This window comes from Acidaminococcus massiliensis, assembly GCF_900095825.1.
In the GTDB taxonomy this organism is placed as follows: Bacteria; Bacillota; Negativicutes; order Acidaminococcales; family Acidaminococcaceae; genus Acidaminococcus; species Acidaminococcus massiliensis.
Window position 1 is genome coordinate 1,714,064 of sequence record NZ_LT608315.1, and the last position, 17,683, is coordinate 1,731,746.

A 17,683-nucleotide genomic window follows, 5' to 3' on the forward strand; every position below is an offset into this window, starting at 1 on the left:
AATATGGCTGAACTACGGAAAAAAGTAACGGTGCAGGTGCCGGCCACTTCTGCCAACTGCGGCCCCGGCTTCGACTGCCTGGGGCTGGCCTGTACCCTGTACAACACTTTTACCTATGAACTGGTCCCTGAAGCAGAAGGGGTCCAGGTCCGGACCGAAGGACAGGGAAATGCGTCCCTGCCCCAGGGCCGGAACAACCTGGCGGCTCAATCTTTTTACACCTTATGGGAGAAACTCCAGCAGCCGGCCACTGGCCTGAAGATCGCCTGCCGGATCCAAGTCCCTGTATCCCGGGGTCTGGGCAGCAGTTCCACCGCCATTGTGGCCGGTTTGACAGCTGCCAATGCCCTGGCTGGGGATCCCCTTTCCAAAGAAGAGCTGGTGACGGAAGCAGCTCGGATCGAAGGCCATCCGGACAATGTGGCTCCGGCCATCTTGGGGGGGCTGACAGTGAACGTGATGGAGAAGGGAAAAGTGGAGAGCCTGAAACTGGCCCTGGCCAAGCCCCTGAAACTGGTGGTTCTGGTACCGGCCCTGCCGCTGCCCACCTCCAAAGCCCGGGCGGCTCTGCCGGAAATGGTCCCTCACAAAGATGCCGTGTACAATGTGAGCCGGGCAGCTCTTTTGGTAGGGTCCCTGATGAGCGGAGATTATCATTTCCTCACAACGGCTCTGGAAGACCGGCTCCACCAGCCCTACCGGCTGCCCTTGATCCCCGGGGCGGAAGAGGCCCTGGCAGCGGCCCGGCAGGCTGGTGCCTACAACGGGATCATTTCCGGCGCCGGTTCCACCCTGCTGGCTTATGTGCCGGCGGACGGGGATGCGGTAAAAATCGGGGAAGCCATGCGGAAACCTTTTGCAAAACGGCATATGGACACGGCCCTGCACTTCCTGGAAATCGATCCGGAAGGCGCCAAGGTGATTGGCTGAAGAAAAGGAGGAAAATCCATGCTGCAGTTCCATTACATCCATCATTCCTGTTTTACTTTGAACGACGGGAAGACCACATTGCTGTTCGACCCTTATCTGGATGGGAACCCGGAAGGACTGGGACCGGAAGATATCAAGGCCGATGTGATTTTCGTCTCTCATTATCACGGGGACCATCTGGGGTCCGCCTACGCCATTGCCAAAGCCAATGATGCTCTGCTCGTTTCCACGGCGGAAATCGCTAACGACGCAGCCTCCCACAGCCTTCGGTCCTATGCCATGCACCTGGGAGGGACCCACCGGTTCCCCTTCGGCCGGGTGCGGATCACCCCGGCTTTCCACGGCAGCGGCATTGCCGGCGGCCATGCCTGCGGATTCATCGTGGAATTTGGCGGGAAGACCGTGTATTTCGCCGGGGATACCAGCGTGTTCGGGGATATGGCCCTCCTGTCCCGGCTGGAAAAGATCGATGTGGCCCTGCTGCCCATCGGGGACAACTTCACCATGGGACCCAAGGATGCCCGGCTGGCAGCGGAACTTTTGGCCGCACCCCTGGTGATCCCCATCCACTACAACACTTGGCCTGTGATCGCCCAGGATCCGGCAGCTTTCAAACGGGATGTGGAAGCCACCACCCACAGCAAAGTGGAAGTTGTGGAGGCGGGGAGCACCCTTGACCTGTGAGGGTAGACGGAGGCCGCTTACAGGTGGGCTTCCACGCGGCTCTGCAGCGCTTCTCTTTAACCCTTTCCCTCTTTTCATGAATTTATGCTATAATGGATAGAACGGAACGCTGGATCTATGCGCTCTGGTACCTGGAATCTTTTTCCGGAGAAAAGATTCCCCAAGCCGGCAGATTTCCTGCCAGAAGAGTGAGGGCTGTCTATGAACAAACAACAGACTGTATTGATCGCGGATGATGAACCGCAAATCCGTGAAATCTTAAGCATTTACTTCAAAAAAGAGGGCTTCAAGGTCATCGAAGCAGCAGACGGGGCGGAAGCCCTGGTCCAGGTCCAGGCCGGGAAACCGGATATCATCCTGCTGGACATCATGATGTCGGTGCTGGATGGACTGGAAGTCTGCAAGCAGGTCCGGAAGATTTCTGACATTCCCATCATCATGCTGACGGCCAAAGATTCTGACGATGACCGGATCCTGGGCCTGGAAATCGGAGCCGATGACTATATTTCCAAACCGTTCAATACCCGGGAAGTGGTGGCAAGGGTCAAAGCGGTGCTCCGCCGGACCAATGCGTCCATGAGCGGGCAGAACAAGCAAGTGCTGGAATATCCCAACCTGATGATCAACTTGAGCGAATACCGGGTGGTGGCCTTTGGACGGGAAATCACCTTTACCGCCAAGGAAATGGAACTGCTCTGGGGCCTGGCTTCCAATCCAGGGATCGTGTTCAGCCGGAACCAGCTCTTGGAAAAGATCTGGGGCTATACCTATTACGGAGATACCCGGACAGTGGATACCCATATCAAGCGGGTCCGGCACAAATTGGACATTCCGCCGGATTCCACCTGGGACATCATGACCGTATGGGGTGTCGGGTATAAATTCGAGGTCAAAAAGTGAAAAAGTCTTTAAGCACCAGGCTCATGTACAGTTACATGGGCCTGATTCTGGCTATTATCGTCGGGATCTCCATGGGGCTCAGCTATTTGATCACCGATTACTTTTTCCGGACCAAGGAACTGGAACTCAATGATAAGGGCGGCCAGGTGGCCATGATGATCCGGTATTTCGACGCCATGAACATGGATAAGACCATCCTCCGGGAATATCTCACCTCCATGGATCAGCTGGTGGGCGCCAGGATCTGGGTGTTCAATGACCAGTTCGACCTGATCGGAGCCTCGGAGACTGGGACCGAATATGAGCAGGCCCACGAAGGGAACACCTCCAAACAGGAACGGGAAGCCCGGCGGCGGGAAAAATGGATGAAGAGCGTGGCCGCCATCGACCAGCAGATCCGGGAAGGGGGCCCCAATAGCGAACGGTTCCAGAAGATCCTTACCAAGGTGTACGCAGGGGAACGGGTCAACGAACGGATCTACCATCCCTATTACAAGGAGCAGGTCCTGATGGTGGGGATCCCATTGAAAGACAACCATGGTTCTGTATCCGGCGCCATGCTCCTGGCTTCACCTCTGGGAGGCCTGAACAAGGTCCTGAAGGATATTTATATCTATACCATCATCGTGGGGATCATCGCCCTGTGCATCAGCGTGATCATCGTCAGCGGGCTCACCCGCCGGATGGTCAAGCCCCTGATCTCCATGAAGAATTCTGCCAAGGCCATCGCCCTGGGAGATTATTCCCTGAAAGTGGCTGTGGACGGGGACGATGAAGTAGCTGACCTGGGCCGGAGCTTGAATTCCCTGGGCCGGGATCTGGAACAGTTTGTCCGGAAGACCCGGAAAATGGAAAAGATGCGCCGGGATTTTGTGGCCAATGTGTCCCATGAACTCCGGACCCCCATCACCATCATCCAGGGCTATAACGAGGCGCTGTCTGACGGGACCATCACGGACCCGGAAGATGTGAAAAAATACCGGAAGCTGATCAACGATGAGACCCAGCGCCTGGAACGGCTGATCAACGAACTGCTGGACATCAGCCGCCTCCAGCGGGGAGAAGGGGAGGAAATGGAACCGGTCCCCCTGGGCAAAGTGGTGGAAAGCGTGGTGAACATGCTGGAAGGCCGGGCCGGGAAACGGGATATCCGGCTGGAGCAGTATGTGGATGACAGCCTCCTGGTCTGCGGCAATGGGGACCGGCTGTATCAGTTGGTGATGATCCTGGGGGACAATGCCATCAAATATTCTCCGGACAGTTCTGTGATCCGCTTCCAGGTCATGAAGAACCGGCAGGGTGGGGCTGTCCTCACCGTGGTGGACCAGGGATACGGGATCCCGGAAGAGGACATCCCCTATATCTGGGAACGGTTCTACAAGGCGGACAAATCCCATTCCCGCCACATCCCCGGTACGGGCCTGGGCCTGGCCATCGGGAAGGAAATCATCCGGATGCACAAGGCTAAGGTCCAGGTGAAGAGCAAGGTGGGCAAAGGGACGGCCTTTGTCATCACATTCCCTCCCTGCTCAGAAAAATCCAATGTGACCCGGGATGGAGCCCATGAGGCGGAAGTGGTGGAAAATATCCAGCCCCTGGGGGAAGATGACACCATCCAGCAGGAAGGAGACGACAGCGATGTATAAGAAAACAGGAATCCTGGCCCTCTGCCTGGCCTGGGGGCTTTCCCTGACGCTGACGGCCTGGGCCGGTGCCTGGGAGCCGGAAGAGCTCAACCGGGAGGAAGCGGCCCTGGTGGGATTTTATCAGGGCAATGGAGAACAGGTGGCGGTCCGGGAAAACAAGGGAAAGCTCCAGCTGCTGTACCGTTTCCTGCCCAATGACAGGGATTATACTGGCAGCAATGTGTATACTCTGGTGAAGAACCATTACGACAATTATGATCTGCGGGAAGTGGGTCCCAATACAGATGCAGGCAGCACCATCCGCTTCGACCGGGACAAGGACGGCCTGGGGATCAGCCTGAATCTGGGGCAGAAAAGCTATACCCGGAAATTCACTGGCGGAGAGAACGGGAAACCCATCCGGGTGACTCCGGCCCAGCCTCTGGAAGAGCTGCGGAAAGAAGCGGCCGCGGCTGCGCCTCCCAGCCTCCCCTATGACAGGACAGCGGACTTGGTGGATCTTTCCCAGACCGTGCCGGGACTCCAGCTGGATCTCCGGTATACCACGGAGAATAACTTGTTCGGCGTGCCTTTGGTGCTGAGCCGGAAAGCCCTTTTGGACAGGAATGCGGCCCAGGCCCTGGCCCGGGTCCAAGCGGGACTGAAGCCCTATGGATACGGCCTGGTGGTGTGGGAGGCTTACCGCTCCTGGCAGGATTTCAAATTGGCCACCCTGGCTTTGGGCAAGGACCATGCTGCTATGCTGCCCAAAGCGGAAGAAGGGTATTCCCACAATTCCGGACGGAGCATCGATGTGAGCCTGTATGATCTGGAAACCGGGGAACCGGCGGCTATGATCTCTGACTTCGACGAGCCTTCTCCGGCCCAGTACGCCCAGTTTGCCGGGGGCACCCAGAAACAGCGGTACCTGCGGGACCTGCTGCGCCAGCAGATGACACTCCAGGGCTTTACAGCCAGCGATATGGAATGGTGGCATTTTGATTATGATGCAGGAAACCGGTACCAGGTGTTGAACCAGTGAAAAGGAAGCCAGCTGATTGATGCTGGCCTTGAAGCAGAGCCGCAGCTGCGTTTCCTTTGGAAAATTTTATCTGCAAATTTTATCCTTTTATGGTAAAATTATGAAGATATGAATCTATTTTTAGGAGGTTCAGACCATGAACGTTTATGATGAAATGAACAATCTTTGCAAAGCCATCAAAGAATCCCATGAATATAAAATGCTGGCAGAAGCCAAAGGCAAACTGTCTGGAGATGCTTCGGCAGAATCCATGGTAAAGGATTTCCTGAAACAAAAACAGGAAATCGAACTCCAGCAGTACCAGGGTCAGAAACCCGATGATGCCAAGGTGAAAAAGATGCAGGACCTGTACAATGTGCTGCAGCTGAACCCGGTGGCCGCAGACTACATCCAGGCCTACATCCGGTTCCAGATGATGATCGGCGACCTGTCCAAGACACTGGGAGATACTCTGAAGGAAGCAATGGAATAATGGGTATATCCGCACTGCTTTCTTTCCTGGAAGAAGAGCTTCCGGGAAAATACCAGATCAATGCTCCCATGGATCGGTACACCACCTTCCGGGTGGGAGGGCCCGCCGATCTTCTGGCGGTCCCCGAGACCCAGGAAGAGGTATGCTGCCTGCTCCGGGAAGTCCACCGGCAGAGTGTCCCTCTTACAGTCATCGGCAACGGTTCCAATCTGCTGGTGCTGGATAAGGGGGTCCGGGGAATTGTCCTGAAACTGGGCAATGCCCTGAAGGGCCTTACTGTGGACGGCTGCACCATCAAGGTGGAAGCCGGGGTCCTGCTTTCTCGCCTGGCTTCGGCTGCCGCAGAAGGAGGACTGGCCGGACTGGAATTTGCTTCCGGCATCCCCGGCAGCCTGGGTGGGGCTGTACTCATGAATGCGGGAGCCTATGGGGGAGAAATCGGCAATCTGGTCCGTCAGGTCAAAGTGGTCAGCCGAGAAGGCAATGTCCGGCTGCTGGACCGGGAAGCTATGGATTTCCGGTACCGCCACTCGGCCGTGATGGACAGCGGCGACATCATCCTTGCGGCGGACCTGGAACTGACCCGGGATGACCCGGATGCCATCCGAGAACGCATCACTGAACTGACCCGGAAACGGGTAGAGAAACAACCGTTGAATTTCCCCAGCGCGGGAAGCACTTTCAAGAGACCTCCAGGATATTTTGCAGCGGCGCTCATCGACCAGGCTGGCCTTCGGGGCTATCGGGTCGGGGATGCTCAGGTATCGGAAAAACACACGGGTTTCGTGGTGAACCGGGGCCATGCCACAGCTGCAGAAATCTTACAGCTGATGGAAGATGTGAAGGAACGGGTCCATGTGGCCAGCGGGGTCTGGCTGGAACCGGAAGTCCGGATCATCGGAGAAGAATAAGAGGATCTTATCCTGGAAGGAGTCTGTTGGATCATATGAATAAGGGATATATATTCGTCCTTGTGACGGCTTTTCTGTTTGGGACTATGGAAACGGCCCTGAAGTTTTTCGGGAATATGTTCCATCCCATCCAGATCACGTTCCTTCGGTTTTTGATCGGGGGTTTGGTGCTGATGCCCATGGCCTTCAGTGCCCTGAAGAAGAAAAATGTGAAGCTGAATGGCCAGGACCTGAAGTTCTTCCTGTTCTCTGGGTTCCTGGGGGTGGTGGTCAGCATGATCCTCTACCAGATGGCCATTGTCTACGGGAAAGCTTCCGTGAACGGGGTCATCTTCAGCTGCAACCCGGTCTTTGTGGTCCTGTTTGCCTATTTCCTCTTGGGTGAACCCATTGACAAACTGACCATCTTTTCCCTGATGGCCAGTTTCGCCGGGATCATCTGCATCGTGGATCCGGCCAATATGACCGGCAGCCAGCTCAGCGTGATCCTGATCCTGCTCTCTGCCATGACTTTTGCCCTCTATGGGATCGCCGGACGGAAACATGCCCAGCGGTACGGGGGGATTGCCATGACCAGCCTGAGTTTTGTGTGCGGGTCCCTGGAAATGCTGGTGCTCATCGGCCTTTCCACCCTGGCCCCTGTGCGCAGCTTGATGCTGGACACCGGCCTCAAGGTGTTCACGGATATCCCCATCCTTGGCGGACTGACAGTGGCTCATATCCCGCCCCTGGCTTACATTGCAGTGGGCGTTACGGGACTGGGCTATGCCAGTTATTTCCTGGCCATGGAATATACGGATCCAGCTACGGCCTCTCTGGCCTTTTATATCAAACCGATCCTGACGGCCTTCATGGCCTGGCTGGTCATCGATGAACCCATTACGGTCAACATGGTGGTGGGGATTGCCCTGATCCTTTTTGGATCCTGCCTTTCCATTATTTCCAAACGGAAGAAGGCATCTTGACAGAGAAAGGAAACCTGTAATGCAATTCAAATTCGTCCACAACAATTTCAATGTGCTGGACCTCCAGAGATCCCTGGCTTTCTATAAAGAAGCCCTGGGCCTGGAAGAAACCCGGCGGATCGAAAACCCGGATTTCACCATCGTGTATCTGGGAGACCATCAGACCAGCCATCTGCTGGAGCTGACCTGGCTGAAAGATCGGAAGGAGCCCTACAATCTGGGAGACAACGAATTCCATCTGGCTTTTGAGACCGATGATTTTGCTGCAGCCCATGAGAAACACCAGAAGATGGGCTGCATCTGCTTCGAAAATCCGGCAATGGGGATTTATTTCATTACGGATCCTGACAACTACTGGCTGGAAATCCTGCCATCGAAAAAGAGATAAGGAGAGACAACATGGGAAGCTTTTTCAAGGAATTCAAGGACTTTGCTCTCCGGGGCAACGTGGTGGATATGGCCGTCGGTGTCATCATCGGGGGTGCTTTTGGAAAGATTGTATCTTCGGCTGTCAATGACCTGATCATGCCGCCTTTGGGGATCCTCATCGGCGGGGTAGATTTCACCGACCTGTTCATCAACCTGTCCAGCAAGAAAGTCAGCAGCCTGGCAGAAGCCAAGGCAGCCAATCTGCCGGTAATCGCTTATGGCAGTTTCATCACCAATGTCATCGATTTCATCATCATGGCTTTTGTGATTTTCTGCCTGATTTCTCTCCTGAACCGTTTCAAGAAAGAAGAACCCAAAGCAGAACCCACTCTGTGCCCGTTCTGCAAAATGCCAGTGGATCCGGCAGCCACCCGATGCCCCCACTGTACTTCGGAAATTCCGAAGAAATGACTTGCGTGGAAAAGACAACTGAATGAAGTCAGGACAGTGGGGCTGTCGTTTTTGCGGCAGCCCCCTGTCCATGGCAGAAATCCAATGAAGTAGGAGGAAGTTCATGAACGTATTGGATGTACTGGAAGAGCGGGGCTACCTGAAACAGATGTCCCACCCAGATGAAATCAGAGAACTGCTGGGAAAGGAAAAGATCACTTTCTATATCGGCTTCGATCCCACCGCAGACAGCCTCCATGTAGGCCACTTCATCGCCCTCATGGTCATGGCTCATATGCAGCGGGCCGGCCACCGTCCCATCATCCTCTTGGGCGGCGGCACCGGCATGGTGGGAGATCCCAGCGGCAAGAACGAAATGCGGAAGATGCTCACCCCGGAATTCATCAGCCATAATATCGAATGTTTCAAGAAACAGATCGGCCGGTTCATCGACCTGTCTGAAGGAAAGGCCATTGTGGCCAACAACGCCGACTGGCTGCTGAAGCTGAACTATGTGGACATGCTCCGGAGCGTAGGGGTCCATTTCTCCGTGAACCGGATGCTGGCTGCGGACTGCTACAAGAGCCGTCTGGCCAGCGACAATGGGCTCACTTTCTTCGAAATGAACTATATGATCATGCAGGCCTATGACTTCTACACCCTCCATAAGAAATACAACTGTGTCATGGAACTGGGTGGAGACGACCAGTGGTCCAACATGATTGCCGGTGTGGAACTGATCCGCCGGAAGGATCGGCAGCCGGCTTACTGCATGACCAATACCCTTTTGACCAACAGCCAGGGCCAGAAAATGGGCAAGACCGTAGGCGGGGCCGTATGGCTGGATCCGGAGAAATTCTCTCCCTACGATTTCTACCAGTACTGGCGGAACATCGATGACGCGGACGTGGAAAAATGCTTGGCCCTCCTGACTTTCCTGCCCATGGAAGAAGTACGGCGTCTGGGAGCCCTCCAGGGTGCGGAAATCAACGAAGCCAAGAAAGTGCTGGCTTACGAAGTGACCAAGATCGTCCACGGAGAAGCAGAAGCGGAAAAGGCCAAGAACGCCACGGAAGCTCTGTTCGGTTCCGGCAGCGATATGGACAATGTGCCCACCATCACCGTCCGGAAGGAGGAATGGGGCTGCCGTCTCCTGGATCTCTTGGCAGAAAACAAGGTCATCGCCACCAAGAGCGAAGGCCGCCGGCTGATGCAGCAGAACGGCCTGACCCTCGAAGATGCCAAAATCACCGACGTGGATACTCTGGTGGACGACACCCTCTTCGACGGCAAAGAAAGTCTGCTGCTCCGGAAAGGGAAGAAAAAGTACTATCGGTTGGTAAGGGAATAATCAAAAGGGGCTGTTGCAGCGCAACAGCCCCTTTTTCATCTCAGTTCCTTTTTTGCGATTTTCCCGGTGGCCAGGTGGGGCATGGTTTCCAGCTGGCGGAACACCCGGGGTACTTTGTAGATGGCCAGGTTCTGCTAGAGGTATTTCTTCAGGGCTTTGGGGTCTACCGTTTCTCCTTCCCGGACTGTGTAGCAGCAGCATCCGGTCTGACCCCGGAGCTTGTCCGGGATGCCGATCACTGCGGCTTCCTCGATGCCCGGATAGGCATAGACCAGTTCTTCGATTTCACGGGGATAGATGTTTTCCCCCATGCTGATGATCATTTCCTTCAGCCGGTCCACGATCTGCAGGTATCCGTCTCGATCTTCCCTGGCTATATCTCCGGTATGGAGCCAGCCGTCCACGATGGTGGCCGCAGTGGCCTCCGGCCGGTGCCAATAGCCCAGCATCACATTGTCCCCCTTCACCAGCAGCTCTCCTTGGCCTCCTTGGGGGACGGCCCGGCCATCCGGATTTGCGATTTTCACTTGGATTCCCGGCAGGGGCAGGCCGATGGAACCTTTTTTCACCCGTTCAGGAGGATTGACCGAAACCACCGGAGAGGCCTCGGAAAGGCCGTATCCTTCGATGATGGGCTGGTGGTACTTGGCTTCAAAAGCTTCCAGGACGGAAAGGGGCATGGCCGTGCCGCCCAGGATGGTATATCGGACGGCAGCCAGGTCTTCCGGGCTTCCCCGGCGGATCAGCAGGGAACAGAGGGAAGGGACCAGATACAGGACCGTAAGCCGCTGCTGCCGGATAAAGTGGACGATGTCTTTCAAATTCACACTGTCGTAGAGAAAAATGGAAGCTCCAGCCAGCAGAGGATTCATCAGGGCGGTGATCAGGCAGAAGCAGTGGTACAGGGGCAGGACTCCCAGGACCCGGTCTTCTGCCGTGATGTGGAGCACATCCTGGACCTGACGGGCATTGCAGGTCACATTGCCATGGGAAAGCAGGGCTCCTTTGGGAGCACCGGTGGTGCCGGAAGTATAGATGATCACAAAGGGTTCCCGGTCTGTAAAGGAGGGGGGCAGGGCCGGAGCCTCGGGCACCTCTTCCTGCAGATATCCATCCATCGGCAGCTGCAGGATTTTTCCGTCCAGGTCCGCTGTGGCCGGCTGGGCCTTCCAGTCAAAAGACCTTCCAGTCAGCAGGACAGGAGACGGGTGCCGGAATCCCGGAGGATGTATCCCACCTCCCGCTGGCTCAGCTGGCTGTTCACCGGCACGGCAATGGCCCCCAGGGAAGCAATGGCCAGATAAGCCACAATGTAATGGACGGTTTTCCGGGAAAACAGGGCCACCGGGGTCTGCTGTCGGACTCCTTGGACATAGAGAGCATTCCGGCAGCGCCGGACCAGGTCCCGGAGTTCCCGGTAGGTATAAGAACGGCCCTGGTCGCAGACGGCCAGGCGGTCTGGATTTCCAAAAGACAAAAGTTCGTGGACAAGCATGGAAAAAGCTCCTTTGTTAGATTTCACCTTCTATTGTACCGTGAAATGGGGGAATAGGGAAGAGTGGAGAGCGAAGAGCAGCCTGTCCATCTCGGCATTCCATTTTGATTTTTTACCAAGGAAGCCTGGTTCGGGGACAACGGCAGCTACACCGATGTAGTGGCCCGGTACAACCGGGACGACGCCCATGTAAGCACCTACGGAGGCTATCCGGACCGGCTGGGCTGGCATCCATCATCTCACGCCGCAGGACGTGGAGCCTTTATTGTAAGAAAACGGAACAATATAAACAAAAGTGATGCATCATTCTTTTTCTTTTTTACATCTCGATCCTTTTCCAACGGTAAACTGTCTTTTCAACATCTGTTTTATATAATGAAAACACAATACAAATAGAATAATAATCATTATATTTCGTTGCAATATAAATAAAATTGCTTTATAATATTTTGTGCAGTAGGACGATATTCTTCCAATGCATCAATCTGTACAAGTAGACTCCCATACTATTTCTTATAGAATCTGCAAAAAGAAGCCGCTTTAGGCTTCTTTTTTGTGCTTGGAGGTTTTGCCGGTAGTGGAGAAAGGAAGTTTTTGCATGAAAAAGAATCTTATGAACCATCATCTGGTGCTGGGGGTGCTTGGGACCCTGCTGGCCGGAGGAACCCTGTGCCCGTCTGTGTATGGGGCGGAACGGACACTGCCTTTGACGGTCACCGGGAAAAATCAGGCCGTAACGGATGATTTCAATGTGACGGTAACCGATGGCCTCCATGATGCAGCTCTGGATATCCCGGCATCTGCCAGTGGCACCGGTGGGGTCATCCAGGTGGGATCGGGCCGGATCGTGGGGGATTTTACCCAACCGGCTGACGAAGAAATCATGGAAGCCAATGGGGTGTACATCCATGGGGATTATACGGGAACGGTGCAGTTTGCCGACGGCCTCCAGGTATCCACTACGGCAGCTGGCAGGAATTTCAACGCAGATGGCATTTATCTTACCGGGGTGGAGGACTCCTATGACAGCCAGGGAAACATTACCCTGGAAAAGACTGCGAAAGTCAATGCCGCCTATGAGAAAAACGGCCGGATAGCAGATGCCTACGGAATCGTGGGAAAGGATACCACCCTGACCCTGGTGAGCAATCCCGTACAGGGAAAATTCCTCGATTTGGCCGGGTTGGAATCCCATTTTGCCCATATGGAAGCAGGCGACGGCCTGAACATTTCCGTAACCTCCGGACCGGCTGCCCAAATGTACGCTATGGCTGTGGATGCCATGTTTTATGGAAAAATAAAGCTGGGGAACCAGAATACCTTTACCGTTTCTGCTGTGGCTGACGATTCTACGACAGATGCCCAGATCGATGCCATTTACAGCAGCCATGACCATCCCTATGATGAACCGGAACAGGGGATCGCCCGGCAGCGGGTGGAAGCAGGGGACGACACCACCCTGAATGCGACCCTGACCAGCAGCCGCAGCAATCAGTCCACCATCCAGGTCCATGGAGCTTTTCTGGATCAGACGGATTTTTCCTTTGGAGACCGGCTGACGATCAACACCCAAATGACCGGAAGCGGGAAAATGGGAGATGGAACGGACAGTGTGGCTTCTGGTATGGTGGTATGGACTTCCCAGGGAACCATCGGCGATGATTTCAGGGATACGGTGACCTTTTCTGATGGGGCTGTGAACCGGGTCCAGGGGGTAAAGGTCAATGGCTTGGACAGCGAATCGGACCTGTCCCAGGGAACCTCCCTGGCTATCGGAAAGAACAGCCGGGTGCAGCTGGATCTGTCCCGGGGCACCCTGGAAAAAGGGATAATGGGCTATCAGGTGGTGGATGGAGCCGCACTTCGGCTGGATAACCAGGCTGAGGTAGACCAACTATATAAAGTCAAGCCAATTTTAAAATAAATTTCAGTTGCTATGGATCTTGGCAAAAGGGCGCACTTACCCAAGCCCCCTCTTGTGGGCTTAAAAAAATCAGGCTAAATAAGGGCAGCCACTAATACCCAGCCGGTAAATCAATCGGATCAGTTTCTTGGCTACATGGGACAAAGCGATTTTGTAAGGCTTGTGTTCTGACAGTTTCTTTTCAAGGTATTCTTTGAATCTCGGTACGTTCTGTGCAACCAGGCGGGCGGCAAGGTACAGTGTCTTTCGCAGATAGGGGGATCCTCTTTTTTCCATCTTGTTATGCTTCGAATGGTAGTCTCCAGAGTCATGTTTGGAAGGTGACATCCCTGCGTAAGCCAGGAGCTTGTCGACATCCGGAAAACGCTTGAAATCACCAACTTCGCCCAGAATGCTGGCACAAAGGGTATAACCGATCCCTGGTATGTCAATAATCGAAGATTCTTCCTGGTCCACCATTTCCTTAAGCTTCTCATCGATTTCAACGATATGCTGCTTCAACACTTCAATATCCGTAATGGTATGGACGAGTTCCATAGAAGCCGAAAGCGAGACTTTACCGATAGAACGGCATGCTGCCTGGTGGATTTCCAAAGCCTTGCTTTTGTCAAATCTCCCCTGTGAGGCATCACTTAACAGGCGCGTCAGCCGCTTCATGCTGCAATGAGCAATCTGTTCATGGCCAGGATAGGCTTTTAGAAGCGCATAGATTGAAGCAAGATGGATGGAAGATGTCAGCCCTTCCAGCTCTGGGAATAAAATCGTAACCAGACGGGAAACTGATATCTTTAGCTTGGAACACTTCTGCATGGTTTGAGATCTGTAACGAGAGAGTGATTTCATTTCCTCGTTATGGTACAATGAAGAAGAGTAGGTTTGGGAACCTTTCCCTGACACAATCATCTGTGCAATAGCGCAGGCATCGACTTTATCAGTCTTGGTCTTACGCAGGCTGAATCCTTGCTTGTATCTATTCGTGAGAAGCGGATTGAAAGTGAGCAGTGGAAGGTCATGTTCTGAGATGAAATGGGCGAGATTCGAGGAATAGTGACCGGTTGCTTCCAATCCTACTCTTATTTTATCTTTTGGAATGCCCAGTTCAGAAATCTTGGAAAGGAGCATGTCAAAGCCTTCCCGTGAATTGGGAAATGTAAAAGATTCAACTGTTTTCAATGCATCCGAGTCAATGATACAGCAGTCATGTTTCCGCTTTGCAACGTCAATTCCGACACAAAGCATAAAAATCAACCTCCTTTTTTTGAATTGGCAGCTGTGCATCAAAGCCACAGAGACTTCATCATAATGTATCCTCGCTAGATATGAACCGTCGAGCGGTATCCAACTCATTAACAAATTGAATGAATTCTGTGGTCGGACTCTACAAAAACCGTCAAGCGGTAGGGGCGCGCAACCGATCCACAGCTCCATTCTAATCGTACCGTAATTCACTATAAAAGGGAATATCTGGTACAACTCTATTATACGAGGGGTGTCCCTGAAGGATTCTCAAATTGCCGGGGAAGCAGAAGGAATGAATGTGTTCGATTCTGCCAGCCTGGAAGCGGGAGACAATGCTGCCATCAGCCTGCAGATGGAAAATTCCCAGGTAAAGGAAGCGGATGGACTCCGGGTCTCCAGTCTCGGAACCCTTGGGTTGGGGAAGTATGCATCTGTTGCTCTCCAGATGGAAAATTCACCGGTGGATACGGTGATGGGAATCAATGTTGACCGTGCCAAAGCCACCCTGGGGGATCATGCTTCCCTCAGCATTGCAGCCGATGAAAACTCTGCTGCAGCTGAGGGGCAGGGAATCTGGGGAATCAATGCCTCCGATGCCGGGACCCTTGAAGTGGGAAATGGATACCGGGGTGATATAAAGATTGCCAAAAATCCTGTGGGCGTGGAACTGGTCAATGCCAGTGAAGGGAGCCGGATCACCATGGGCAGCGATGCCAGGGAAACCCTCCAGGTGGCGGATTCCCAAGGCGGGGTCCTGGGACGGGATGTGATCGGACAGAGCACTCTCACGGTGGGAGACCGGAGCCATTTGACCCTGCAAGTTTATGGGGAAGGAAATATGAGCCGGAGAGCTGTGACCGGGACCGCAATCAATGGTCAAAGTACGGTGGTCCTGGGGAACCAGGGAAGCCAGGACCTGGTGCTGGAAGGTGTTGCTGCACGGGTATTCGCCAACCAGGTAAGGGGGCAGTCCACCCTGACCGTGGGCAATGGACACCGGAACACCATCCGGATCCATGGGACGGCCGGCGGAGCCTATGCCAATTACTTGTATGCCCAGGATGGCACTTCCCAAATGACCCTGGGGGATGGAGGAGTGGAATCCCTTTCTCTGGAGGGGACTGCCGGTTCTCTGGTGGGGAATTCTGCAGTGAATTCCAGCCTGACCGTGGGCAATGGACATACGGCCATCCTTACTGTAACCGGAAAAGATTCTGCTGCTTCCACCATTGCAGGAGATGAACTAGCGGTTGCCCCTGCTGCCGGAATCAACCTGAAAACGGGCAGCGGGTATGCCACCATCATCCGGGCAGAAGGAAACAATGGCAATGTGAACGGGATGTTCGCCGTCAGCGGAGCTAGGGCCCAGGTGGGGGACGGTGCTGTCATCGATATCCAAGACCGGTATACGGGGAAACAACAGAATGCTGTCCTGTTCGGCATCCGGAATCAGAATGCAGAGGTCAGTTATGGAAGCCATTTGAGAGAGACCCTGGCCGGGGAGAATGTTGGAGGTGCCTATGGCATCGTCAGTACCGGAGCCCAGGGAAGGACCCAGGTGGGAAACGATGCCCTGCTGCAGGTGGATGCTTCTGCCAAGAACACCTTTGGTGTCTATGCGCAGGCCGGCGGTCAAGTGGATTTTGCCGGCAGTGCCGCCATCCAGATGGGACAGGATCAGGATGCCATCTACAGCACCGGTGAAGGCAGCTCCGTCAGCGCCCTGGGAGCTGGCCGGAAGGTGATCCTGGGAGATTTGGAAGCGGCGGACAAAGGGTCCATCCGGCTGAACCTGAACACAGGGGATTCCCTGTTCCGGGGAAAATCCACGGTAAAGGGATTTGAGGCCAACAAAGAGAATGTCCATGGCCCTGTGGCTGCAGCCGCTGATGCTTCGGCTCCTGGTGTGACGGAGCTGACCCTGGCCAACGGCGCCCGGTGGGACATGACGGACAGCAGCCAGGTGACGGGGCTGGATCATGCCAACGGCGGCCTGGTGAACATGCAGTACAATCCGGAATACCAGCGGCTGGATGTGGGCACGTACAGCGGCCAGGACGGGATCTTCCGGATGAAGACCGACCTGGATAGTGAAACCAGCGGGGACAAAGTATATATGACCGGTGCGGCGGCCGGTTCCCATGGATTGGTCCAGGTCCACGACGAAAGTTTCCTTTTGGGGAAGGAAGTCACCGGGACCAAGCATCTGCTGCTGATCACCGATGACAGCAAAAAGGCTTCCTTCAGCGGCCTTTCCCTGGACGAAGGGGGCCTGTGGGATGTGACTCCCACCATCCAAAACGGCCAGGTTGTCCATGATGTGATGGGGGTGGCGGACGCCAATGACCAGCAATGGTATCTGACCAAACTGACCAAAACCATCAACCGGGACACCCGGCCCCTCATTGCCGCAGCGGACAGCCAGTACGGCCTGTACCGGGAAAGCCTGGATACCCTCCGGCAGCGGATGGGGGACCTGCGGTTCTTAAAGAAAAAGGACCGGGCCGCCGGCCTGTGGGCCCGGATGCGGGACGGGGAATTCAGCGGGGCGGACAGCCTGGATACCCGGTACCACAGCTTCCAATTGGGCTATGACCAGGCGGCCAACCCCAAGACCGTGTACGGGGTGCTGGCGGAACGGGGCATCGCCTCCCCCAGCTATGCCTACGGGTCCGGGAAGGACCACAGCCTGGCCGGGGCCCTGTACGGCACCTGGTTCGGGGACAACGGCAGCTACACCGATGTGGTGGCCCGGTACAACCGGGACGACGCCCATGTAAGCACTTACGGGGGCTATCCGGACCGGGCGGACTGGCGGAGCCATGACATCAGCGCCAGTGTGGAATACGGCCGGACCATCCCTGTTTCGGACAACGGGTATTTTGTGGAACCCCAGGCCCAGTTCCAGATGGGGCAACTGGGCAGCTATCATGCGGTCACCCTTCGGGGAAAGACCGTCCAGGCAGATGGGTACGACAGCGCCATCGGACGGATCGGATTCGTGGCCGGCCGCCGGGGAAAGGATGCCCGCCATCCTTTTGACTGGTACATCAAAGGGAGCCTGCTCCACGAATTCGGAGGCAGCCGGGCCCTCCGGTTCACGGCTCCTGACGGAGAGAGCCTGGATACCCATCTGGACAGCCAGGGCACCTGGTGCACCCTGGGCCTGGGAGGCACTTACCGGACCAGCCACCGGACTTATCTCTACGGAGACGTGGAACGGAGCTTCGGCGGAGATCTGCAGAAAAAGTGGCAGGTGAATGTGGGGGTACAGTATCAGTTCTGAGTGAAGAGTGCAGAGTGAAGAGTCTAGTGACCAAAGGGGC

At 54.9% G+C, this 17,683-nt stretch carries 16 protein-coding genes; 13 read left to right on the plus strand and 3 right to left on the minus strand.

Going from position 1 to position 17,683, the window contains the following annotated elements; genetic code table 11:
* The first annotated feature begins 3 nt into the window (after positions 1 to 3).
* The 11 genes from thrB to tyrS all read left to right on the plus strand — a co-directional run bounded on the left by thrB (position 4) and on the right by tyrS (position 9,699).
* Positions 4 to 930, plus strand: a complete 927-nt coding sequence (gene thrB / locus BQ2657_RS08295) for a homoserine kinase (RefSeq protein ID WP_075580198.1) — start codon at positions 4 to 6, stop codon at positions 928 to 930.
* Positions 931 to 948: 18 nt separating this feature from the next.
* Positions 949 to 1,614: a metal-dependent hydrolase gene (locus BQ2657_RS08300; RefSeq protein ID WP_075580199.1), complete on the plus strand. Its 666-nt coding sequence runs from the start codon at positions 949 to 951 to the stop codon at positions 1,612 to 1,614.
* A gap of 201 nt (positions 1,615 to 1,815) precedes the next feature.
* Positions 1,816 to 2,514 carry a response regulator transcription factor gene (locus tag BQ2657_RS08305; protein WP_075580200.1) on the plus strand — a complete coding sequence of 233 codons (699 nt, stop codon included), beginning with the start codon at positions 1,816 to 1,818 and terminating at the stop codon, positions 2,512 to 2,514.
* Positions 2,511 to 4,160, plus strand: coding sequence for a HAMP domain-containing sensor histidine kinase (locus BQ2657_RS08310; protein WP_075580201.1), 1,650 nt, complete (start codon positions 2,511 to 2,513; stop codon positions 4,158 to 4,160). The genes BQ2657_RS08305 and BQ2657_RS08310 overlap by 4 nt, the downstream gene beginning before the upstream one ends.
* Positions 4,153 to 5,181 carry a M15 family metallopeptidase gene (locus BQ2657_RS08315; protein ID WP_083236223.1) on the plus strand — a complete coding sequence of 343 codons (1,029 nt, stop codon included), beginning with the start codon at positions 4,153 to 4,155 and terminating at the stop codon, positions 5,179 to 5,181. Before BQ2657_RS08310 ends, BQ2657_RS08315 begins: the two co-directional genes overlap by 8 nt.
* A gap of 136 nt (positions 5,182 to 5,317) precedes the next feature.
* Positions 5,318 to 5,653: a YlbF/YmcA family competence regulator gene (locus BQ2657_RS08320; protein ID WP_075580202.1), complete on the plus strand. Its 336-nt coding sequence runs from the start codon at positions 5,318 to 5,320 to the stop codon at positions 5,651 to 5,653.
* Positions 5,653 to 6,564, plus strand: coding sequence for a UDP-N-acetylmuramate dehydrogenase (gene murB / locus BQ2657_RS08325; RefSeq protein ID WP_075580203.1), 912 nt, complete (start codon positions 5,653 to 5,655; stop codon positions 6,562 to 6,564). The genes BQ2657_RS08320 and murB overlap by 1 nt, the downstream gene beginning before the upstream one ends.
* Positions 6,565 to 6,599: 35 nt before the next feature.
* Positions 6,600 to 7,529 (plus strand): DMT family transporter, encoded by a 930-nt coding sequence (locus BQ2657_RS08330; RefSeq protein ID WP_075580204.1) that lies wholly within the window; start codon positions 6,600 to 6,602, stop codon positions 7,527 to 7,529.
* Between the two features lie 19 nt (positions 7,530 to 7,548).
* Entirely contained in the window at positions 7,549 to 7,917 is a 369-nt protein-coding gene (locus BQ2657_RS08335; RefSeq protein WP_075580205.1) for a VOC family protein, read from the plus strand.
* An 11-nt stretch (positions 7,918 to 7,928) separates the two neighbouring features.
* Positions 7,929 to 8,369 (plus strand): large conductance mechanosensitive channel protein MscL, encoded by a 441-nt coding sequence (mscL, locus tag BQ2657_RS08340; protein ID WP_075580206.1) that lies wholly within the window; start codon positions 7,929 to 7,931, stop codon positions 8,367 to 8,369.
* A 103-nt stretch (positions 8,370 to 8,472) separates the two neighbouring features.
* Entirely contained in the window at positions 8,473 to 9,699 is a 1,227-nt protein-coding gene (tyrS, locus tag BQ2657_RS08345) for a tyrosine--tRNA ligase (RefSeq protein WP_075580207.1), read from the plus strand.
* Positions 9,700 to 9,833: 134 nt separating this feature from the next.
* On the opposite strand, the gene BQ2657_RS08350 is transcribed toward tyrS, so the two are convergent.
* Both BQ2657_RS08350 and BQ2657_RS13130 read right to left on the minus strand, forming a co-directional pair.
* Positions 9,834 to 10,817 carry a class I adenylate-forming enzyme family protein gene (locus BQ2657_RS08350; protein WP_198524540.1) on the minus strand — a complete coding sequence of 328 codons (984 nt, stop codon included), beginning with the start codon at positions 10,815 to 10,817 and terminating at the stop codon, positions 9,834 to 9,836.
* 71 nt (positions 10,818 to 10,888) lie between these two features.
* Positions 10,889 to 11,194 carry an AMP-binding protein gene (locus BQ2657_RS13130; protein ID WP_198524541.1) on the minus strand — a complete coding sequence of 102 codons (306 nt, stop codon included), beginning with the start codon at positions 11,192 to 11,194 and terminating at the stop codon, positions 10,889 to 10,891.
* A gap of 598 nt (positions 11,195 to 11,792) precedes the next feature.
* Between BQ2657_RS13130 and BQ2657_RS08355 the strand changes: the two genes are divergently transcribed.
* On the plus strand, positions 11,793 to 13,118 hold the full coding sequence (locus BQ2657_RS08355; RefSeq protein WP_075580208.1) for a hypothetical protein: 1,326 nt from the start codon (positions 11,793 to 11,795) through the stop codon (positions 13,116 to 13,118).
* 69 nt (positions 13,119 to 13,187) lie between these two features.
* Here the strand turns inward: BQ2657_RS08355 and BQ2657_RS08360 are convergent, their stop codons facing one another.
* On the minus strand, positions 13,188 to 14,357 hold the full coding sequence (locus BQ2657_RS08360; protein ID WP_075580209.1) for an IS110 family RNA-guided transposase: 1,170 nt from the start codon (positions 14,355 to 14,357) through the stop codon (positions 13,188 to 13,190).
* 298 nt (positions 14,358 to 14,655) lie between these two features.
* Here BQ2657_RS08360 and BQ2657_RS08365 point away from each other — a divergent pair, with 298 nt between their 5' ends.
* Positions 14,656 to 17,643, plus strand: a complete 2,988-nt coding sequence (locus BQ2657_RS08365; RefSeq protein ID WP_187119188.1) for an autotransporter outer membrane beta-barrel domain-containing protein — start codon at positions 14,656 to 14,658, stop codon at positions 17,641 to 17,643.
* The last annotated feature ends 40 nt before the right edge of the window (positions 17,644 to 17,683 follow it).

Bases quoted from the DNA above. Each gene is read 5' to 3' on its own strand.
- thrB (WP_075580198.1), top strand. From the start codon at position 4: ATGGCTGAACTACGGAAAAAAGTAACGGTGCAGGTGCCGGCCACTTCT.
- BQ2657_RS08300 (WP_075580199.1), top strand. From the start codon at position 949: ATGCTGCAGTTCCATTACATCCATCATTCCTGTTTTACTTTGAACGAC.
- BQ2657_RS08305 (WP_075580200.1), top strand. From the start codon at position 1,816: ATGAACAAACAACAGACTGTATTGATCGCGGATGATGAACCGCAAATC.
- BQ2657_RS08315 (WP_083236223.1), top strand. From the start codon at position 4,153: ATGTATAAGAAAACAGGAATCCTGGCCCTCTGCCTGGCCTGGGGGCTT.
- BQ2657_RS08320 (WP_075580202.1), top strand. From the start codon at position 5,318: ATGAACGTTTATGATGAAATGAACAATCTTTGCAAAGCCATCAAAGAA.
- murB (WP_075580203.1), top strand. From the start codon at position 5,653: ATGGGTATATCCGCACTGCTTTCTTTCCTGGAAGAAGAGCTTCCGGGA.
- BQ2657_RS08330 (WP_075580204.1), top strand. From the start codon at position 6,600: ATGAATAAGGGATATATATTCGTCCTTGTGACGGCTTTTCTGTTTGGG.
- BQ2657_RS08335 (WP_075580205.1), top strand. From the start codon at position 7,549: ATGCAATTCAAATTCGTCCACAACAATTTCAATGTGCTGGACCTCCAG.
- mscL (WP_075580206.1), top strand. From the start codon at position 7,929: ATGGGAAGCTTTTTCAAGGAATTCAAGGACTTTGCTCTCCGGGGCAAC.
- tyrS (WP_075580207.1), top strand. From the start codon at position 8,473: ATGAACGTATTGGATGTACTGGAAGAGCGGGGCTACCTGAAACAGATG.
- BQ2657_RS08350 (WP_198524540.1), bottom strand. From the start codon at position 10,817: ATGGATGGATATCTGCAGGAAGAGGTGCCCGAGGCTCCGGCCCTGCCC.
- BQ2657_RS13130 (WP_198524541.1), bottom strand. From the start codon at position 11,194: ATGCTTGTCCACGAACTTTTGTCTTTTGGAAATCCAGACCGCCTGGCC.
- BQ2657_RS08355 (WP_075580208.1), top strand. From the start codon at position 11,793: ATGAAAAAGAATCTTATGAACCATCATCTGGTGCTGGGGGTGCTTGGG.
- BQ2657_RS08360 (WP_075580209.1), bottom strand. From the start codon at position 14,357: ATGCTTTGTGTCGGAATTGACGTTGCAAAGCGGAAACATGACTGCTGT.